The following is a 17,622-nucleotide window of genomic DNA, read 5'->3' as shown; positions in this document are numbered from 1 at the left end:
AAAATGCGGTACGGCAATGCCGTAACCTACCACTAAAGCTGGTATCTTACTACAATACATTGGTTCATTACTATCTTAGGAATTTATTATATTTGCTTTATGGAAACGCCTACAAAATCAAACAAAGTGCACATCGGCAGAAAGATCAGCCGTATCAGGGAAATACGTGGAATAAAACAAGATTTTCTTGCTATTGAACTTGGCGTAAGCCAACAGACGATTTCTAAAATTGAGCAAAGCGAAGAAGTAGAAGAGTCGACTTTAGAAAAAATTGCTACTGTTTTGGGTGTCACTGTTGAAGGGATAAAAAATTTTACAGAAGAGGGTATTGTCAACTATTTTAATACTTTTAATGATGAAGTAACACATTCATTCAACGCTTACCATGGCTGCACATTTAATCCTCTTGATAAACTAATGGAAGCTTTAGAAGCAAATAAGGATTTATATGAGCGCCTGCTTGCTAGTGAGCGTGAAAAAAACGAACTTCTTAAAAAATAATGATTAGTAACTAGAATGGCCGAAATCTCATTTTTGGAAATGCGTGTTGTAACTAGTTTTTTAGAAATGGGCGGTGGATATGTCTTGAATTTTTCTGATCGTACCTTTCAAGAGTTTGTGGGTGATGCTGTAGGAATGGATATTCTTTCTGATAAATATGCAGGGGGAACATCAGGATCAAAAGGTAATCGACTTAAACAGTTTATGAAATTGGAAGATGACTATACTGTTGGCAAATTGTTTACTAGGCTTCATCAATATAAGCTGATTATTGAAAATGAGCAAAATAAGGTTGTAGACCAAAGTTTTTATAACGAATTCTATAAAATATCAGAGAGGCTACTTTCGGGCAAAATAATTGAGCATATAGACGCTATACAAGCAACAAACGACGATAAGGATTTTCACCAACTTGCAAAGCTCATAAAAGAAAGTATTGAGAATAATGAACCGGAATCAGCACTGGACAGATTACATACCTTCCTATTTAAGTTTTTAAAAGAACTTTGTAAAAGTCATAATGTAGAATATTCAAATGAGGAATCGATAAATGCTATATATGGTAAGTACATAAAAGCTATTCGGTCAAAGGGTCTAATTGAATCAGAAATGGCCGAAAAAATTATTCAGTCAACTTTCCAAGTCATGCAGGCTTTCAATGATATTCGCAATAATAGAAGTTTTGCGCATGATAATCCGGTGTTAAATTATGATGAAAGTGTATTTATTTTTAGTAATGTCACAGCCACTGTAAAATACATCCAAACATTAGAAACCAAGCATAAAAATGCCGTTATTGAAGAGGCTAAACCTGATTGGTCTAGCAATTTCTAATTATTCCAGTTATTTAGGCAGTCCAAAAATTAAGGGCATAATTAATTAATGTAAAAATTAAAATGTACTAATTGATTTTATCGTCCCATACCCTGACTTTGATCCATACCTTTTTTCTTTTTCTTCTTTTTTCTTGTATCTATAGTTGCTGATTGTGGCGCAACGTAGACAGGTTCCATAAGAATACTTAAAAAATCAGCTCCTACTTTGCCCGTAGAAGTTATCATTTCTCCGATATTTTCAAACAGACCTTCTGAAATTCTCTTACTTAATTCTTTAGCTATTTGAGCGGCTTTAGGCTGCTCGTTTTGAATGTCATCTAAAATCTGCATCTGCATTTTTTGTTCGCTTGTCCCATTCTTCATAATATTGGCATAGTCAATAGTTTCTTTCAGCGCACGATTAAAGTCAAAAACCGTATCAAAAAGCTTTTCGCCCGACTGTTTGAAAGCTGTACGGTTAAATTCCCCAAGCTTAGCAGAATGCTCCTTGTTCTTTCCCTTTGAGGTATTTTGGGGGCTAAGCTTAATCCTATTCGTAATGTCCTTCCTGCTGACGATGATCTGGATATGATCCTGTCTTCCATCTTTGCGCTCGCCTTTTTTCCTTGTCCCGTCCTTTACTTCCTTATCTGTATGTTTGTAATAACGGTAGTTTTCGTGCTTGCCGTACCAGAGCAAATCTTTATGGCTGTTAATGCCTGGTCTTTTAAAGTTCTTTGCGTACTCATCCATTACCTTTACCGCAAATTCCTTTAGTTTTTCCTTTGTACCTTCCTTGCCGTATTTCTCATAGAGGTGCGCCAGTTCTTTTTGGCTCGGACTGATGTTGATTAGAAAAAATTTACTGTCGCTGCGTCCAAGTTTGGCAATGTTGCCGTCTATCTTCATCCTGACTTCCTGCCTGCGGATTTCGTTACCTGTGCCGTTAAACCAATTTTCCTGTTCCAGACCTCTGCCTTTTTCAATCTGCATCTGGTTCTCTTTTTCAAGGTAATTAACCAGCGCACCGCTACTGCCCTTATTGTCTCCCGTTTCTGATGTGGTGATGTTGATAAACATAAGCTATAGATTTTCCAGTGATTGCCTGACATGGGTTTGCAGTTCCTCTTTTTTAACGTTGGCCGTAGTCCAGCCCAGCGATTCCCTTTGTGTGATGTAATATTCGAGGATCTTGCTAAATCGTAATTTCAACAACGCTTTGTCTTCCAGATGGGTCTGTGTTCTGGCAATACCACGTTGAAGTGAAGTTATACCCTCTGCAAGCTTTTTCGTATTTTCAAGATCCTGCGCCATATACTTGCCTATATCCTTAATGTACAGTGTGTGTTGTTTTGCTATGGTGACCAGTGTACCCGAATCGCTGAAGATGGGCAACAGGAAATCTTTTTCCTGCGTTTTAAAAAAGCCAATAATCCGGTTGTTTCCGTTGACCAGCTCTTTTTTAAGCAATTCGTCATTCAGGTCTAAGGGATCTTTCTTGCTCCGGTAGAAATATTCTACCATTTGTATGACGGTCGTCTTTTTTGTCCTGCCCAGCTTGAGGGCGATCTTTTCCAGTTTGATATCGGTGGCTACAGGGTAGCGCACCGATTTTGTATTAATATCCTCCATATCCTGAATGTTTAAGGATGGTTTGGTATAATAAACCTTATTTGTGTACCTCTTTGCGGGTGCCATGAGGGATTATATTCTATGTAGCCAAATTCTACAAGGTCTTTGATGTTCTTATGGTAGGTGGCGATAGATCTGATACGGGAGAACCGCATCAGCTTTGGCCTGCTGACCTGAAAAGGCTTTTCCGGTGCATCGCTGTCACTGTAGTAGAACAATGCCATCAGCAGGCTGATGTGGGTCGCATAAAATCGGCTTTCCATTGCCACCCGTTCAAAATACCCGCTCATGGCGTGTTGTTGTATATTCAGATAGTTCTTCATGTTATTCTCCTTTCAGCATTTTTTCTATTTGTACCCTGCTGTAGTACATTGTACCCCCAATTTTGCGGTATGGCAATGTCCCGTTGATGCGGAGGTTCTGTAAAGTGCCTGCTGATATGTTCAGCATTTTGCGCACCTGTGCGCTCCTTAGCCATTCCCCGATTTGCTGGCTTTCCGTCCCTTGACCGATGATGCCTTTCATTTCCTGCAACAGTTCTGTTTTGAACTGGCGGAGGTCTTCCATTGTGATGATGTCCATTTTCATAAATTGCGCTCCTCTCTAATATTTTAATTTGCTAATTAGCTGGCTAACTGTTTACCTGCTAGTTTAGCTAATTGGTATACCTGAAAGTATACCGTTTATGGTTCCTAAAAGGCTTGCAAAGCCTCAAAGTAGCCCCGGAGGCTACTTGAAACCCCTGTAGCGATAGCGTAAGGGCAAGCAAGTAGGGCTCTGCCCAACTTCCGCTTGCTCAGCCCCTGAAAAGGGGACTGACTGCCTGAATCGCCTTTCTACCGCCGTTCACAGCATCCTTGAAAGCTCCACAATCCTCTGGGCTGCCTCGAATTAGCCTGCTGTGCCAGTGGTTTTTGTTACACATAAACCATTGTATGTGAATATATATCTATATTGCTATAGGGAAGTATCTGCTTGGCTATAGGGATATGTAGTTATGTTGGTGGTGGTATACCGTTCGTTGGGGAATAGATTTCTTCAGTGGTTTTCTTTCTTCCCGATCTTACCCATTCGGATAGTTCCACCGTGGAGAAATAAAGTCTTTTGCCCCGCTTGTTCACGGGGATTTCCTTCCGGCTCACTTTGGTGTAAAGCGTGGGTACAGACAGGCTTAGAAATTCGGCAGCCTGCCCAATGGTCAATAAATCGTCTCGGGGACGTTGGGAATTGTGCGACCTGTTTTCCAGCAACAGGTCTTTAATACAATCTACCTTTTCGTGCAGTACGCTAATGGCCTGCGGTAGTTCTTCAAATGTGTACTTCATAAGCGGTATTTTTTGTTTTGATACCGCAATGTTAGTCGCTTGTTTTGTAGGGTTACAACACGTTAAACCCCATCCTTACCGTTTCCCTACTAATATTTACTGTTTTTTTTGTTTCGGAGTGTTGGAACCAGAAAAGGAACTTTGTCTTTTATCCTTACCTCTAAAATCGGTGATTTACAAACCTTGGTATCAGAAGATATGACCGCACTTAGCCAGCCCTCTGTATATTCGTTTACTTTATCTCTGATGCTATATAAAAAGTGCTTTAGAACCCATTTTTCAAGCTCTGCTTTATTACATCCAACAATCAGGTTCGCTTCATAGAGTTGCTTAAAAGCATCGGCAAGTTGGTTGCCTCTACCATTAAAAATCAGTTGGGTTATAGGCTGTTCATCCAATTTTATAAGCGCAGTAAGCTGTACAAAATGTTCTTCTGAAAAATAAGTCATTAGCAGTTTCAGAAAATCACCTGTAAACTGATGATTGAATTTTGGCCGACCCGCTTCGGGATTATATGGGATTTTTGTGGGCTGCTCGAGGGCGACATCTTCAGTTTGTTGCGGGCTTTCCTGTTTAGCCATCCATTCCTCGAACGTTTCATGGGGATTTATAATTTCATCGATTTCGTTGACCAGCTCACTTAAAAACTTGTCCCTGATCTTCAAGGTATCAAGCAAACTTTCCACAAACTCATCACCTATATAAATATCCTTGTAGTCTGATTGCAGGTTGTTAACAATGAACAAATATTGGAGTTGGATCGAAAATATGAAGTTTCGGGGATATTCATCTTTAAACTCATTATAATGCTCATGGAAATTTGCCCATATCAGTTTAAACCTATCCTTTAATTTTTTGAGCTGTTCCAGTTCTCTTTTTAAACTGGTGTCGCTAAGTGACACCAGATCAATTAACGCCATGTCTTTTAATACCCTGATTTCACTTTTATAAGTAAAAGAATCATAATAGTGGGTTTCGTGGCCAAGGCTATAAGCTGGCTTATTTCCATCTTGTTTTATTGGGCTTTTCAATTCAGCCTTAGCAATGATGCGGAGTTCAAAAGTTTGTATTTTAGTTAAAAATTGAATTAAGCCCGTCATTTTTTAGATAATTATTTCAATACTAAAATAGAAAAATTTATCCTGTAAGTTTCACGCAAATAGATATGATGTATAACTGCTGGGTATTGATTTTAATTCTATCTAATCTACAGAGCGATGAACAGTTGTTGCTAATGATGTACTAAATCGGATTGAAGATACTGATGGAATCGTAATTCGTTTTATACAACATCTTTTTTACATGCCTGCCAGTCAGAATACTGGGCAAGAAAAATATAAACTAATACCAACAGGACTTGGGGATTTTGTCACAAACCTTTACTGGACGAAGCGACCAAGGCTACTGCAATGTTACATGCAAAAACAGTTTAAATTGGACGAAAAGAAACAAGTTTAATTTTCATTAGCAATCTTCAGCTTTAATATTTTTAAATTTATTAACCTGATTATCAAAGCGATAGAAAAAACTGATATTTTTTTGGGTTACCTTGTCAGGTTTTGAAGTATTTATTTATTGCCATCCTCGAATTGAGCATGGTTTAAACCAAACTGATTACCAAATTTCTTGTGGGCTGGTATACCCTAACTTATGACTATAAGTTGTTTTTTATTGCACACCTCTTCCCAAGCGGTCTGCAAAAGTAAACACTTATTTTAAATATCCAAATATATTATTATAAATATTTAAATATTAATCATTTGTGATGATATATGGATCAGCATGTCTCGTATTGAGGCATTTAAACTAAAAACAATTTTTAAAATAAGAATGAAAATAAATTACTTAATCACATACGATGTTCGTGACAACCACGAACAAATAATTGCTGACCTTTTAGATAATGACTGGCACAGCGTAGTACCTGCCTACGAAATTGGCACTAGAAAACCTGTATTCTGCTATTTGCCAGAAACTACTTGGATTAAAGCTTTTGGCTCTGCTGATGAAGCTATAAAGGAGTTCAAACAGATTGCCGGTAAAGAAAATATCCTTCGTTTTATGGTGACAGTTTTTATGGGCTGGCAAGGTTCTACATCCAAACCTAAGCCACATCAAGTTGAAGAAGCTAAAAATATGAGGCTGTTACCAGCTTTAAATTAAGAGCAGAAGATTTAGGCAGATAAGTTCTTATCTGCCTATTATAATGCCTAACGGCATTTAAATTATTATTAATTATAAAATAAAAAAATGAGTTTAGAAATACTATCAATAAAAAAACATGGCGATGCCAAAAATGAATATGTAATGCTTAAAGCTACAGCCGATATCAACCTGTTCGATTACGCAATTTTAGATACCACATTTAATAATGGAAAAACTTCGAACATAATGAGACATTATTTTAGATTTCCTAAATTGTTGGTTAAAAAAGGCGAACGTGTTGCTCTTAACACTAGAAAAGGCACGTATTCAAAGGGGTTGACTAGTTTAGACAATGTATTACATAATTTATACTGGAATTCAGACGCACCGATTTGGAATGATGACAATCCAGATTTAGCTGAACTACTTAGGGTTGCCACCATTTCCAAAAAGCAATCTTTATAGTTAGCAAAGTAGAAATAGAGCTGGGTGCGTTTCGCACCCAGTTTATTAAAATATTTTTTTTAGCATTATTAATCTCATGTCAGAATTACAGTTGTAATAAAACATAAAATCTTGAAAACTCATCTAAAGACATATTACACATAACTTCTTAGGAGGTAGTCTTTCGTCATACAAACTGCTATGCAAACCTTGTAACGAAGGCTTTTGAAATACTATATAAGGAACTTGAAAAAGAGATAGGTATATTTACTCATCACATAGGCATTAGAAGGCAAAGAAACAATAGTATGTTATCCCTAAACTTCGTCTTATTTCGAAAGATGGCGAAATATGATAGGTTGGTAAAGATTGAGTACATTCAACGAGCCTACCTATCAAATAGAAGAAGAAAAAATCGTATTGCTTATTTCTTAATTTGTAAGATAATATTCTTCAGTTCACGGAATTCGGAATTTTCTTTTAAAATCCAAGCCTGAATAAAAATTTTATGAATACTTGTGATTGATTCATTGCTAGAATTTCCCATTACAATATCAGCAACTTTAGCAAATTTTAATTTGGCAGAATTTAATTGGCCCAATTCAATTTCTAGAATTTTTAACTCTTCTGGATCAACTATAGAAATTCCTATCAATTGAGATGCCTTTTCAGAATCCCAAATAATGTCTTCGGGAATTTTTCCAGGTAAGTAAAAAACATTTTTATTGTAATAATCGAGATATTGCTTCAAAAGCTCAATTTTTTGTTCCTTATTACTTACGCCATTTCCGCCATCAACAGAAAACTTTATTTCTTCATTAGTTTGTTCTTTAATTTTTTGCCTCAAGAACGGTTCAGTAATGGAATCTACCGGAAAACTCTTCCAATCATAATGGACGTCATTAATCTTTTGATCTCCGTCAAAAATTACATAATCTTTAGAATTGGGTGTTCTGCAAAAAACGCTTATAAATTCTTTCTTGATTACTGACTCTCCGCCTGGATTAAATTTAACGTTAAAAAGATTTGCTGTGGCTTGTCCAAGACTTTTAATCATAGAATCTATGATATCTTTTGCTAATCTATCTTCAACTATTATATTCTTGGGTACCTCAATTGGAAATTCAATGTGAAAAAATGCTTCCTCAGGCAATAGATTTTCAGTAACTAAAAATCTGCCATTTTGGGGGTTTTGATAGAAAACTTTTAATGATTCAGCCGGCAATGCTCGAGCAATAGAAGGTGAATGACTTGTTATAATAATTTGGTGCTTTTTTATTAAAATTTGATTTAGTAAAAATATCTTCAACCTTTCTTGTGCACCTGGATGAAGTGAAACTTCTGGCTCATCCAATAAAATTAATGAATAATCATTTGCCTTTAAAACTTCTTGAACTAAGCGTACAACGGCCATTTCACCACTTCCTGCAAAAGCTTCAGAATATAATGCATACTCTGTTTCAAATAGAACTGAATATCCCTCATTTCTAAAAATTGAATGTTTTACTGACTTTCCAGATTTATAGTTTCTCCCAAGAATATATGAAATACTTTCCAACTCATCAGATGTCAGAATTTCCATTGGATCATTGAGTGCCCTTTTGCTAGAACTTATAAGCAATTTATTTCCTTCAAAGATATTATTAAGTGATACAGATTTTGTTCTGATAAATTCTTGTTTATTTTTAGCCTTACTACCTTTAGTATTACCAAAATAAAAGAATTTATCAAAAGCACTTAACTCCCCTCTAAAGTCGAGATACAAAACGTCTTTCAGAAGAGGCTTATTTCGTGACATTTTTTTATCCATTCCAGCCCAAACTAAAGGTCTGCTTGTCTCCCAATAATTTGGATCGTCTTTTCTTTTTATTCTCGCTTTAACAACTTGTTTTTCTTGATTACTTTCTCTAAATGAATACCAAAACGAGTGCCTCCGCTTAGCGTCATCATAATATTTAATAGGATCGAGTTTGGTGTCAAACCAAAACTCAGACGGAGTTTTATTAAGAACAGATCCATATAAAGCATGTAATGCCGAGCTTTTACCGCAGCCATTTTGACCTATAAAAACAGTCAAAGGAAACATAAAATTTATACGGGTATTAATTTCTAAATTTCTATAGAATGGGAATTGAATAAAATCTATGTATTTATTAAAAGTATTTGCAGATTTTGCACTTCTAATATTTTTCAATAATAAATCGAGAGACGTTAGCATATATTAATTATTATTAGACCATCTTCTTAGCCATTCCGATTCATCTAATCCAACTCTTGATACCTGAGCAGCATAATTGTTAGCAATTCTTTGCGCGTGTGCATCTTTAAGATCAGATACCCATTTATATTTTTCTCCATGAGTAGATATAAAAATATAATCAGGATCCTCCAGAACCCCTACAATTGTTGAGTTTTCTTGTGTAGGCTTAAAAATTATTGTCCGAATATCATATGAACTTTTGATAAGCTTTAACTTGAAAAGTGTATCATTCTCATCAACTACTATGTTAAATGATTGACCCTCTTTTACTAATTCCAAAGGTAAAAACATAAATTTTCTTGGCTCGCTTATTCTTACACTATCACACTTAGCCTGAAGACAAACAAAATATCGTTCAGTATTAATTTGTTTTATAATACTTCCCAAAGAAAGAAATGGAATTGCTGATGGCTGTTTTAGATGACTTTTATGATGCGATAAAATTGAAAAAAATTCATTAATATTTGAAGTATCACCATCGGATCGAAACAGATAAGGGAAATTTTTAAAGAGCTTTTCGTAATCTTTTTTTATCTCAATTTCTTTTTTTCCAGATATTTCGTCTCCCCATCTTTTTTTAATTGAAGAAATGAAACTATCATTTAAACAATCTCTTACAAAATCTTTATCTACCACAAATTCCCTATTGGCAATTAAAATCTTCTCACCAAATTCACGAGTTTCAATCCAATTTCCAATATCTTCCTTACTAATGCTATTATTTGTTTGATTATAATTTAATAATGCTTCAATTGAATTGGATAGCATTTCAATCAATAAACTTACTGAATCATCTTGATTTGGAAGCATTATCCTATGAGTAATAAAGGCAGCATCAAGCTCTTTATTATATAACTTTATCAATCTAAAAGTATTATTTCGTAAAACTGTCATGGATCTTAAAACAAAATTACTTAGTAATCCTGAAGTCATTGAACTAAACTCATTTAAAATAAAGTCAGGCAAATCTTCATACCGTTGAATTTTAGATTGAAGTTCTTTATTATATTTAAATTTAGAATCATGAACCCCATCTATTTCAGGTTTAGCTACAACTAAAATCTTAATATTTTCTGTGAAAACTTCGCAATCTCCTTCTTTCAAACCCTGTATATTTTGTGTTGAAAGCTCATCAAAAATAGTTTTTGTAATACCAGGCAAATCAATCTCACCAGTATAGACCAATATTAGCTTTAAACTTCCTCTACCCATTAATGGATCAGAAAGAATTTCCTTGATAATTTTCAAGGTGTGCGGCCCCCTAGTATCGTCATTGTCTGCGTCTTCTTCTTCTTTATCTTTTGCTATCGCAACTGGTTCAAGGTTAATCTGCCAATCAATAACTGTTATATCGGCTTTTTTTGCAATTATTGCAAGGTTATCAATATCTTTTAGTGTTTTTGGATTATATACGGCACATATTTTTTGCTTTTCAGCAAATGCATTAGTAATTTTTAAACTATCGAAATCATGTTGTTTTTGATTCAAGTCTTCAGTATGTTCTTTTAAGAAGGCTCTGTCATCAATAAAAATTATACTTTGTAAAAAATCATTTGCTATGATTTTGGAACTATCAAAAAAAGGAGTCGTCATTTATGCGGGATTAAAAGGCTCAATTTTAAATGTAACGTTTGCACCTGATCTAGGCGAATCTAAAAAAAGTCTGTAATTGTCCGCCTCAAGCACTTCTCTACTTATATGCAAACCCATTCCTCGTCCTTTCAGTTTTCTTGTAAAACCTAATTCAAATATTCTATCTGAATCCTGTAAAGGAATTTGTGGTCCATTATTGGAAATATAAATCCCAGAATCATCAGCGTGCAGCCTTATCAGTTTATCTTCACTACCTTGAATCTGATTTAGCCAGTGTATAGCATTATCAATTAGATTAACAAAAACTGGAAAGAATGTTGATTTATGGCCGACTATTATTTTGTTAGTAAATCCATTAGTGTGCTTAAATTGCACATTATGTCTATTTAATCTACTACCGAATAGATCTATTAAAAAGGTCTTTATTTCATGAGCATGAATTTCTTCTTTTTCATAATTTAATCGCCGATTTAAAGGGGTAAAAAGCTTTAGATACTTATCTAAATGTTCGAAATTTATTTTTATGTTTTTGTATACGGAATCAAGTTTGTCGTTGACATCAGCCCAAGCACCTAAATCTTTTATACTTCCTCTAATTGATTTAATAGTGCTACTAAACTCATGATGAATTACACCTACAGCCAATCCCAGTTGGCTTAATTCAATGTCGGTTTGTAATCTTTCCCTAAGTTCATCAACCTCTTCCGCCAATGCATCAGCTATTTGATCATTTGTAATAATTTCATTTTCAGGATTTTTATCCCAATAAATGCCTTGGAGTTGACGTATTATGCTTTCTAGGACATTAGTTACTCTATCTTTGCCACGCCCTATATCTGCTTCCATTAATTTACGTTCTTCTACAAGATCAAAGTCTTCTGATTCTTTTAAATTGAGTGTCTTGAATCGATCCTTGACATCTCGAATTTGATTATCAAGATCGATCATCAAGTCACTTGTTAAATCTTTGACCCTAGAAGTGATTTCTGAAACTGCTTCTTTAGCTTCCTTTTGCTTCATTGAGGCTGTTTTTTTTGCCTCAATAGATATATAATCAACAGCCTGCTCTAATCTTTTTCGCTTACTAATTTCTATGTTTAGTCGGGTAGTATAATCATCAATCAGCGAGTCTATACTATTATTTGCTTGCTGAAGAATTCCAAATTCTAACTTTTGAATCTCTGTGATATAGGCATCGAAATCTTTTCTAGTTTCTTTTGAAATCGTAAATCCTTTTGGCTGTGAAACTTTGATTCTTTGTTTATAATCCTCGATTGATTTTCTTGCAGAAATTTCATAAGCAATTAATGCTTGACTAGCCTCTTCTGGATCCTCTATGTATGCAACTGAACTTATTTGCTTTTCGGAATTCATCAAAATCTCATCAATCTCATTCTTGTATTTTTTAGAATTTAAATTGTCAAAAAAATCATTAAGTGCAATTTGAAATTTTTCCTTTCTCACTTTTGCTTGGAGGTCTCTTCGCTCTAGCGCTTTGTAATAATTCTCACGTTCGGATCTTTTTTTAACCCAAAACTCTGATTTTGGACTTCCAGAATTTCCTTCTCTAAAGAAATCAGCGGCCAATTGTAGGAAGAAATTTTTTAAAATATCTTGTAATTGCCGATAAGCTTTATTTTCAATGAATCCTTCTCTTCCTGCCTTTTCTTTTAGTTTGAAATTCTCTTTTTTACTGACATCTATTACTCCAAACATCCTTCTATAACTAAAGAAGTAAAATGATGCACTTTTAGTTCTGTTCTTTTCAATGTCTATGAAATCATAATCTTGATTTCCATACGGTAAAATTCTAATATTATCTCTATAGATGTAAAGTCCACCATATTTATCACCTTTGGCAATTATCCTAGTGTGCGATTCAAAATCAATAATCGATTGTTTTAGTCTGCCCTGTATATATGCTAAGTTAATCGAGAATGGCCCGCAATCTGTTTCACGGTAATTATTATTGTTCCAGGAAATTTTATGATCAAAGCTTTTATCTTGATATATTTTTATCATTCCAGAAAATTGTCCATAAAGATCAAATCTTCCTTGAAAGTGATGATCAGCAATTTCAAAATCCTCTTCCGTAAAAAATTCATCTTTATCTAAAATATTAAAATATGTACCGTCATTACTTCTGTAGTCGCGAAAGGCTACACTAATATCCGGCTTAGGATGCCCAGGGGTCATTGTATTAGTAAACCCCATAAGCATTTTTTCTATTTTTGTCGCATCACTCGAACTTTTGTCTCCATCTATATCATTGTTTAATGTTTCGTCTACAGGGGATATGTAAAAATGTGTTCCGAAATAATTGTTGTCAAATGAGAAGTCACCTAATATATGTTGGTCTAGCTGTTTAGGAGATACCACGAAACTTCTAATATTATCACAAATAATTTTTGATTCTTCCTCTGTAATATCATCTTTATCAACGAGTGCTTTTAGCGATATAATTAACTCGTCTTTCATTTCGTTGATATCATCTGAATCGGGCATTGAATCAAATTCTCTAATAGGAACGATAACATCATCAAGATCCAATCCAGGTAATTCAAATATGCTCCAGTTAATAAATGCAGCAACTATTTTATGATCTTCGTTAGTGCGTTTTGCTTTAGTTAAAACTAAAACTTGATTGCCAATTGAAGCAATTGCTAACCTGCCAATCCCCTTTTCTCCCATAATCGGTCGGGGTTTCTTATCAGGATCTTGAGGAGGTGCTGGAATCTTACGATTGGTAAACTTACTTTCTGTACCAAGTGTTAGCCATCTGGACTCAAAGTCCTTCTTTGTCATTCCGAGACCATCATCTCTTAGAACTAAAAGTTTATCTTTCCTTAAATAATCAATATCAACATTGTCTGCATAGGCATCATGAGCATTTTTAAATAACTCATTGATTGCTGTTGGAATTCCGGCGATTTGTTGTCGACCTAATAAATCTAATGCCCTTGCTCTTGCTTTGAAGTTAGCCATTTATTCCAGTGGGATTTTAAAGTTTCTCCTATCGCCTGTGATAGTTTTGGAGGTACTGCATTTCCGATCATAGTAGCAATTACACCTTGAGATGTAGAGTTAAAGGAATAATCTAATGGAAACGATTGTAGGGTGGCGCCCTCTCGTAGAGAGAGAGCTCTATTTTGCTCAGGGTGTGAGTATCTTCCTGTGCTAGTATAAATGAATCTAGTAGTTATAGTAGGAGAAGGCTTATCCCAGTGTAGCCTTCCATAAACATCATAATGGCCATTATGGCTTTTATAGCATTCCAATTGCAGTTTGTCGTTATTTTCCCACGCTTTCCTCGAACCTCCATTTTTAGGGGTATTTATCACTCTTTCGAGATTAAGCGCAGATAAATTAGCTACCGAATGCTGAAATGAACTAAAATCTTTATTTCCAGCATTCACCATTGGAAATTTTTTATAATCTCCAATTGCATCCATAACGGTAATAATTTTGTCTTTGGTTTTTAATTGTTTAGGTAGCTCAATTTTTGAAACAAGCCTCGTTGCAATAAGAACAAATCTTCGTCGGTTCTGGGGTACACCAAAGAACTTCGCATTAAGAACTTTTTGATCAAATGTATATCCAATTTTTTTTAAAGCTAATTTGAACTTGTGAAGCGGACTTCCAACCTTTGTCTCCAAGCCAGGAACATTTTCAATAAATACGAAACCAGGCTTATAATGAATTACAAACTCCTTAAAATCATCTAATAATAACCTTCCCGCATGAGACTTATCTTTATCTGATTTAAGATTTGAGTAATACTGACAGGGACTACAGCCAACAAAGATTAAATTATCTTGTCTAATTGAAATAGGAAGTAAGTCCTTTAGTTTCTCGGGAGCAAAATTTGATACATCTTCATTTATAAATAAAGACTTATTATTTCCTTCGTAAGTTTCTTTAAATTTGGGATCTATATCAATTCCACCTAAAACCTTTATATCAGCTTTTGCAAAACCACAAGTTACACCACCTGCACCACAAAAAAAATCAACTGCAAATAAATCAGTGTCTGGTATTTCCTGATTTTTAACCTCCGATATATTTGTTTTGCCAAGTTCTGTTTTGAGCATCATTAGTTTAATTTTCCTTACAAAAATACGTCTAATCTAAAAAGAATTAAGTGGATTATGAAATAATATTTAAATTATCATTTTTTTTAGACAATAACAATTTTTCACACCTTTAAACTTTTTAGCGAATTCTCCGGCGTTTCTTAATACGGTAAAAATTGGGTTGTATATAGATCTCCGATTTACCTTCCTGAACTAGTTCCTTTTGATTTTAATTGTAAATTCCGTATATTTAACCCATAGCAATTGCAGCTAAAACGTATTAAAAAAATAGTGAGTAATTCAATGAGTGGAATTACCAAACTGCCAAAAATACTATTTAAACGCTGATTTTAGCACCAGGTGCAAATCCCAGCGGGATCACAAGAAACCTCACAGAAATGTGAGGTTTTTTTGTTTTATTCCCGTTTGGGATTCGAACAGAAGTGCGGGCCTGGGTTCGATTTGTAAAAGGCTCAGGGCCGGGTTCGGGGTTTTGTGGGGCTGAGCCAATCCCAGCGGGATCACACCAAAGACTATCAAAACGTATAAAACCCTGCAATCGCACGATTAGCAGGGTTTTTGCTTTTAGGGAATTGCCAAAAATCGCACGAATTCACAAAACTTTGGTGAGTGATTCGGTGAGTAAGGCAAAACGGTTAAAATTGACTCACCGAATAGCATATAATCTATTAATGTACAGCGTGTTACAAAATTAATAGCTTATATAAAGATATTCATCATACTTTTGCAACTACCGTTATGCTATTAATTGGTAGAGAAAGGAATTTTGATTAGACAAGGAGATAAAAAATCGACAAAATACCATCATCGGTAAATGTCCGATAAACTTAAAAAGGAAAAACAGACCAAACCATTTATTTCTGTTTTGATTAGATTTTTGTGATGTCAAGGGAATTAAACAAAAGAGTTATAGTCGTGCATTGGAAAAGATTTGCCAGTACAGATATCGATGTGTTTTCAAGTTTGAAGGGATTTTGCGACAGCTACCCAGGCTACAACTATCATACATTGAACAACTATCTTTCGAAAAAGAAGATTCCGTTTGAAAACGATGAAATCAAAATTGAAAGACAGCCACTGATACAAAAGGTCAGAAGACCCAACCTTTCAAAGTCACTATTCTGGGACTTTGATTTTGATAAACTGGACTGGAGCAGGAGTTATAAAACCGTTATCGAACGTGTGCTTGATAAAGGCACTACAATGGATTGGGAAGAGATGATCAGGTTTTATGGTAGAGAAAACGTAATCCGAGCCATCAAAGAAGACATCACCTATCTTTCTGATATGACCATGGAGGCCGTTTGTAAATATTTTCAGTTGAGCCAAGAAAAACTCAGATGTTACACAAAGAAACAGTTACACCAGGGACACTGGATCTGATCCAGACACTGATGCAAGACCATCAGCTCAATTCCTTTTACCATTTCATATCGTTATTTCTATCGTTCTTTATATACAATCTTCACTCCATCTATTTCATCAGCTTTTTTAAATGTCCTCAATTTTGAATCGAATGAGATTTCCAAAGTTTTTTCACTTAACCAGATTAAGTTCATCGCATTTGAATCCAGTTTTGCAGCGTTATGATCAGAATCTACGATAAAAACATTTCCTGACTCCGCCTCGGTTAATTCAAAATCTGCATTTTCCAGAATTACATGTAACGAATTATCAGTTGTTGCGTTCCCATCGTTCATAAACACCATAGCTTTTTTTGTCTTCTTATGATTATAAGCCTCTTTCAAGAGCATAAGAGGACTGTCTTCGAAAATCGTAGCACATGAAATAAAGCAGAATGCAAAAAACAGCATTATGAAATGTTTAGCTGATTTATACTTAAATAACATATAATTTCTGTTCATACAGGCTCTGACAAAGCGTGGTTAATTGAAAGCAATTTATGATTTAGTACTGATTTTTTCATCATTACTGTCTTAGGAACACGAAACCCCGCCATCTGGGTAGGTGCTGTTACCGGTTGGCTTTTCAAGTTTGTCATTTACGATATATTTTATTTCTCCAGCCCCAATAACTGTCTCACCTTCTCTAAATTCAAACTCCATTCCTTCTGTCAGACAACCCGAAAAATAGTCTGGTGATAATATTTTAATTTTTGCGTTAACTGTGTCACCAGGAAAAACAGTTTCCTTGTCAATAAAAGTTTGTTGTCCTGATGTCTGCATTTCTATGAAGTCAAACTTTATTTGTGGTCTGTAACCGCTTTTAGCTGGAGTCTGTCTACCGCCTTGTTCTGTTGTCCTATATTTCAGTTGTGCAATAAAGTCAGTCTTCTTAAATTCCTGTTCATAGAAATCAAGAATATTTTTTAATATGTTATCAAAGTTGCTTTCATTGCAAAATCTTGCCGAAGTGTCAATAACTTCAACTATTGAACTGCCCGCTTCAACCTGCCAAGCATTTTTCCCGTTAAACTTCTTTAGTTGTATTTTCTCAATTGTCAATGGTGAGCCGAAATATTCTTTGAGTTCTTTGTCAAAGTCTGCAATTTTGTGCTGGCCTTGTGTCGGCCAGTCGTTCATTGCATTTAAGAAGAGGACCGCGATTTCCTTCAGTTTGTGATCTGTCTGGTCGAGGTCAACCAAACTCCAAAGTGTCGAATATGTTTCAATTTTGTTGTCCACTGTATTGTCCTCTTAAGCTTACCAGTAACTTATATATACCAGGCATAAACATTCTCCAATGCAGCTGTAAGCAGTGGTATTCGAGCCATAAATTTGCTGGTTTTGTATTGCTAATATATTAATTTATAGCTAAGCATAAGGACTCGTATATCTTTTTGCTTTGGGTGC

17 protein-coding genes are annotated in these 17,622 nt (G+C 35.0%); 5 read left to right on the top strand and 12 right to left on the bottom strand.

Going from position 1 to position 17,622, the window contains the following annotated elements; genetic code table 11:
- Window positions 1–99: 99 nt before the first annotated feature.
- The gene (locus tag FFJ24_RS08005; protein WP_138820963.1) at window positions 100–501 is read left to right on the top strand and encodes a helix-turn-helix domain-containing protein; all 402 of its coding nucleotides are present in this window, start codon (window positions 100–102) and stop codon (window positions 499–501) included.
- A gap of 15 nt (window positions 502–516) precedes the next feature.
- Window positions 517–1,335 (top strand): abortive infection family protein, encoded by an 819-nt coding sequence (locus FFJ24_RS08000; RefSeq protein ID WP_138820962.1) that lies wholly within the window; start codon window positions 517–519, stop codon window positions 1,333–1,335.
- A 77-nt stretch (window positions 1,336–1,412) separates the two neighbouring features.
- Here the strand turns inward: FFJ24_RS08000 and FFJ24_RS07995 are convergent, their stop codons facing one another.
- The 6 genes from FFJ24_RS07995 to FFJ24_RS07970 all read right to left on the bottom strand — a co-directional run bounded on the left by FFJ24_RS07995 (window position 1,413) and on the right by FFJ24_RS07970 (window position 5,373).
- Window positions 1,413–2,396, bottom strand: coding sequence for a DUF5712 family protein (locus FFJ24_RS07995; RefSeq protein WP_138820961.1), 984 nt, complete (start codon window positions 2,394–2,396; stop codon window positions 1,413–1,415).
- Window positions 2,397–2,399: 3 nt separating this feature from the next.
- A complete protein-coding gene (locus FFJ24_RS07990) occupies window positions 2,400–2,948 on the bottom strand; it encodes a BfmA/BtgA family mobilization protein (protein WP_138820960.1) in 549 nt (182 codons plus the stop codon).
- A gap of 11 nt (window positions 2,949–2,959) precedes the next feature.
- Window positions 2,960–3,271, bottom strand: a complete 312-nt coding sequence (locus tag FFJ24_RS07985) for a hypothetical protein (RefSeq protein WP_138820959.1) — start codon at window positions 3,269–3,271, stop codon at window positions 2,960–2,962.
- A gap of 1 nt (window position 3,272) precedes the next feature.
- The gene (locus FFJ24_RS07980) at window positions 3,273–3,530 is read right to left on the bottom strand and encodes a helix-turn-helix domain-containing protein (protein WP_371716997.1); all 258 of its coding nucleotides are present in this window, start codon (window positions 3,528–3,530) and stop codon (window positions 3,273–3,275) included.
- A 413-nt stretch (window positions 3,531–3,943) separates the two neighbouring features.
- Window positions 3,944–4,273 (bottom strand): helix-turn-helix domain-containing protein, encoded by a 330-nt coding sequence (locus tag FFJ24_RS07975; RefSeq protein WP_138820957.1) that lies wholly within the window; start codon window positions 4,271–4,273, stop codon window positions 3,944–3,946.
- Between the two features lie 89 nt (window positions 4,274–4,362).
- A complete protein-coding gene (locus tag FFJ24_RS07970; RefSeq protein WP_138820956.1) occupies window positions 4,363–5,373 on the bottom strand; it encodes a hypothetical protein in 1,011 nt (336 codons plus the stop codon).
- A 682-nt stretch (window positions 5,374–6,055) separates the two neighbouring features.
- On the opposite strand from FFJ24_RS07970, the gene FFJ24_RS07965 reads away from it, so the two are divergent.
- Together FFJ24_RS07965 and FFJ24_RS07960 are read left to right on the top strand one after the other, a co-directional pair.
- Entirely contained in the window at window positions 6,056–6,436 is a 381-nt protein-coding gene (locus FFJ24_RS07965; protein ID WP_138820955.1) for a hypothetical protein, read from the top strand.
- Between the two features lie 87 nt (window positions 6,437–6,523).
- Window positions 6,524–6,883, top strand: coding sequence for a hypothetical protein (locus FFJ24_RS07960; protein ID WP_138820954.1), 360 nt, complete (start codon window positions 6,524–6,526; stop codon window positions 6,881–6,883).
- A gap of 403 nt (window positions 6,884–7,286) precedes the next feature.
- Here FFJ24_RS07960 and FFJ24_RS07955 read toward each other — a convergent pair whose 3' ends face one another.
- The 4 genes from FFJ24_RS07955 to FFJ24_RS07940 are packed head-to-tail and all read right to left on the bottom strand — an operon-like array spanning window position 7,287 to window position 14,809.
- Entirely contained in the window at window positions 7,287–9,080 is a 1,794-nt protein-coding gene (locus FFJ24_RS07955; RefSeq protein ID WP_138820953.1) for an ATP-dependent endonuclease, read from the bottom strand.
- Between the two features lie 3 nt (window positions 9,081–9,083).
- Window positions 9,084–10,715, bottom strand: coding sequence for a response regulator receiver domain (locus tag FFJ24_RS07950; protein WP_138820952.1), 1,632 nt, complete (start codon window positions 10,713–10,715; stop codon window positions 9,084–9,086).
- The gene (locus FFJ24_RS07945; protein WP_138820951.1) at window positions 10,716–13,700 is read right to left on the bottom strand and encodes an ATP-binding protein; all 2,985 of its coding nucleotides are present in this window, start codon (window positions 13,698–13,700) and stop codon (window positions 10,716–10,718) included.
- Entirely contained in the window at window positions 13,667–14,809 is a 1,143-nt protein-coding gene (locus tag FFJ24_RS07940; RefSeq protein WP_138820950.1) for a DNA cytosine methyltransferase, read from the bottom strand. The genes FFJ24_RS07945 and FFJ24_RS07940 overlap by 34 nt, the downstream gene beginning before the upstream one ends.
- Window positions 14,810–15,691: 882 nt before the next feature.
- On the opposite strand from FFJ24_RS07940, the gene FFJ24_RS07935 reads away from it, so the two are divergent.
- The gene (locus tag FFJ24_RS07935) at window positions 15,692–16,192 is read left to right on the top strand and encodes a hypothetical protein (RefSeq protein WP_168202411.1); all 501 of its coding nucleotides are present in this window, start codon (window positions 15,692–15,694) and stop codon (window positions 16,190–16,192) included.
- A 59-nt stretch (window positions 16,193–16,251) separates the two neighbouring features.
- Here the strand turns inward: FFJ24_RS07935 and FFJ24_RS07930 are convergent, their stop codons facing one another.
- Window positions 16,252–16,509 (bottom strand): hypothetical protein, encoded by a 258-nt coding sequence (locus FFJ24_RS07930; protein WP_138820948.1) that lies wholly within the window; start codon window positions 16,507–16,509, stop codon window positions 16,252–16,254.
- Between the two features lie 237 nt (window positions 16,510–16,746).
- The gene (locus tag FFJ24_RS07925; protein WP_138820947.1) at window positions 16,747–17,454 is read right to left on the bottom strand and encodes a hypothetical protein; all 708 of its coding nucleotides are present in this window, start codon (window positions 17,452–17,454) and stop codon (window positions 16,747–16,749) included.
- Window positions 17,455–17,622: the final 168 nt, after the last annotated feature.

The sequence above is a fragment of the Pedobacter sp. KBS0701 genome, assembly GCF_005938645.2.
Taxonomy (GTDB): domain Bacteria; phylum Bacteroidota; class Bacteroidia; order Sphingobacteriales; family Sphingobacteriaceae; genus Pedobacter.
Note: the sequence above shows the minus strand (reverse complement) of the source record. Positions and strands in the feature narration are given on the sequence as shown.

Coding starts and splice junctions, on each gene's coding strand:
- FFJ24_RS07975 (WP_138820957.1), bottom strand. CDS start 4,273: ATGAAGTACACATTTGAAGAACTACCGCAGGCCATTAGCGTACTGCAC.
- FFJ24_RS07935 (WP_168202411.1), top strand. CDS start 15,692: ATGTCAAGGGAATTAAACAAAAGAGTTATAGTCGTGCATTGGAAAAGA.
- FFJ24_RS07995 (WP_138820961.1), bottom strand. CDS start 2,396: ATGTTTATCAACATCACCACATCAGAAACGGGAGACAATAAGGGCAGT.
- FFJ24_RS07970 (WP_138820956.1), bottom strand. CDS start 5,373: ATGACGGGCTTAATTCAATTTTTAACTAAAATACAAACTTTTGAACTC.
- FFJ24_RS07990 (WP_138820960.1), bottom strand. CDS start 2,948: ATGGAGGATATTAATACAAAATCGGTGCGCTACCCTGTAGCCACCGAT.
- FFJ24_RS07985 (WP_138820959.1), bottom strand. CDS start 3,271: ATGAAGAACTATCTGAATATACAACAACACGCCATGAGCGGGTATTTT.
- FFJ24_RS07955 (WP_138820953.1), bottom strand. CDS start 9,080: ATGCTAACGTCTCTCGATTTATTATTGAAAAATATTAGAAGTGCAAAA.
- FFJ24_RS08005 (WP_138820963.1), top strand. CDS start 100: ATGGAAACGCCTACAAAATCAAACAAAGTGCACATCGGCAGAAAGATC.
- FFJ24_RS07940 (WP_138820950.1), bottom strand. CDS start 14,809: ATGATGCTCAAAACAGAACTTGGCAAAACAAATATATCGGAGGTTAAA.
- FFJ24_RS07980 (WP_371716997.1), bottom strand. CDS start 3,530: ATGGACATCATCACAATGGAAGACCTCCGCCAGTTCAAAACAGAACTG.
- FFJ24_RS07965 (WP_138820955.1), top strand. CDS start 6,056: ATGTCTCGTATTGAGGCATTTAAACTAAAAACAATTTTTAAAATAAGA.
- FFJ24_RS07950 (WP_138820952.1), bottom strand. CDS start 10,715: ATGACGACTCCTTTTTTTGATAGTTCCAAAATCATAGCAAATGATTTT.
- FFJ24_RS07930 (WP_138820948.1), bottom strand. CDS start 16,509: ATGAACGATGGGAACGCAACAACTGATAATTCGTTACATGTAATTCTG.
- FFJ24_RS08000 (WP_138820962.1), top strand. CDS start 517: ATGGCCGAAATCTCATTTTTGGAAATGCGTGTTGTAACTAGTTTTTTA.
- FFJ24_RS07960 (WP_138820954.1), top strand. CDS start 6,524: ATGAGTTTAGAAATACTATCAATAAAAAAACATGGCGATGCCAAAAAT.
- FFJ24_RS07945 (WP_138820951.1), bottom strand. CDS start 13,700: ATGGCTAACTTCAAAGCAAGAGCAAGGGCATTAGATTTATTAGGTCGA.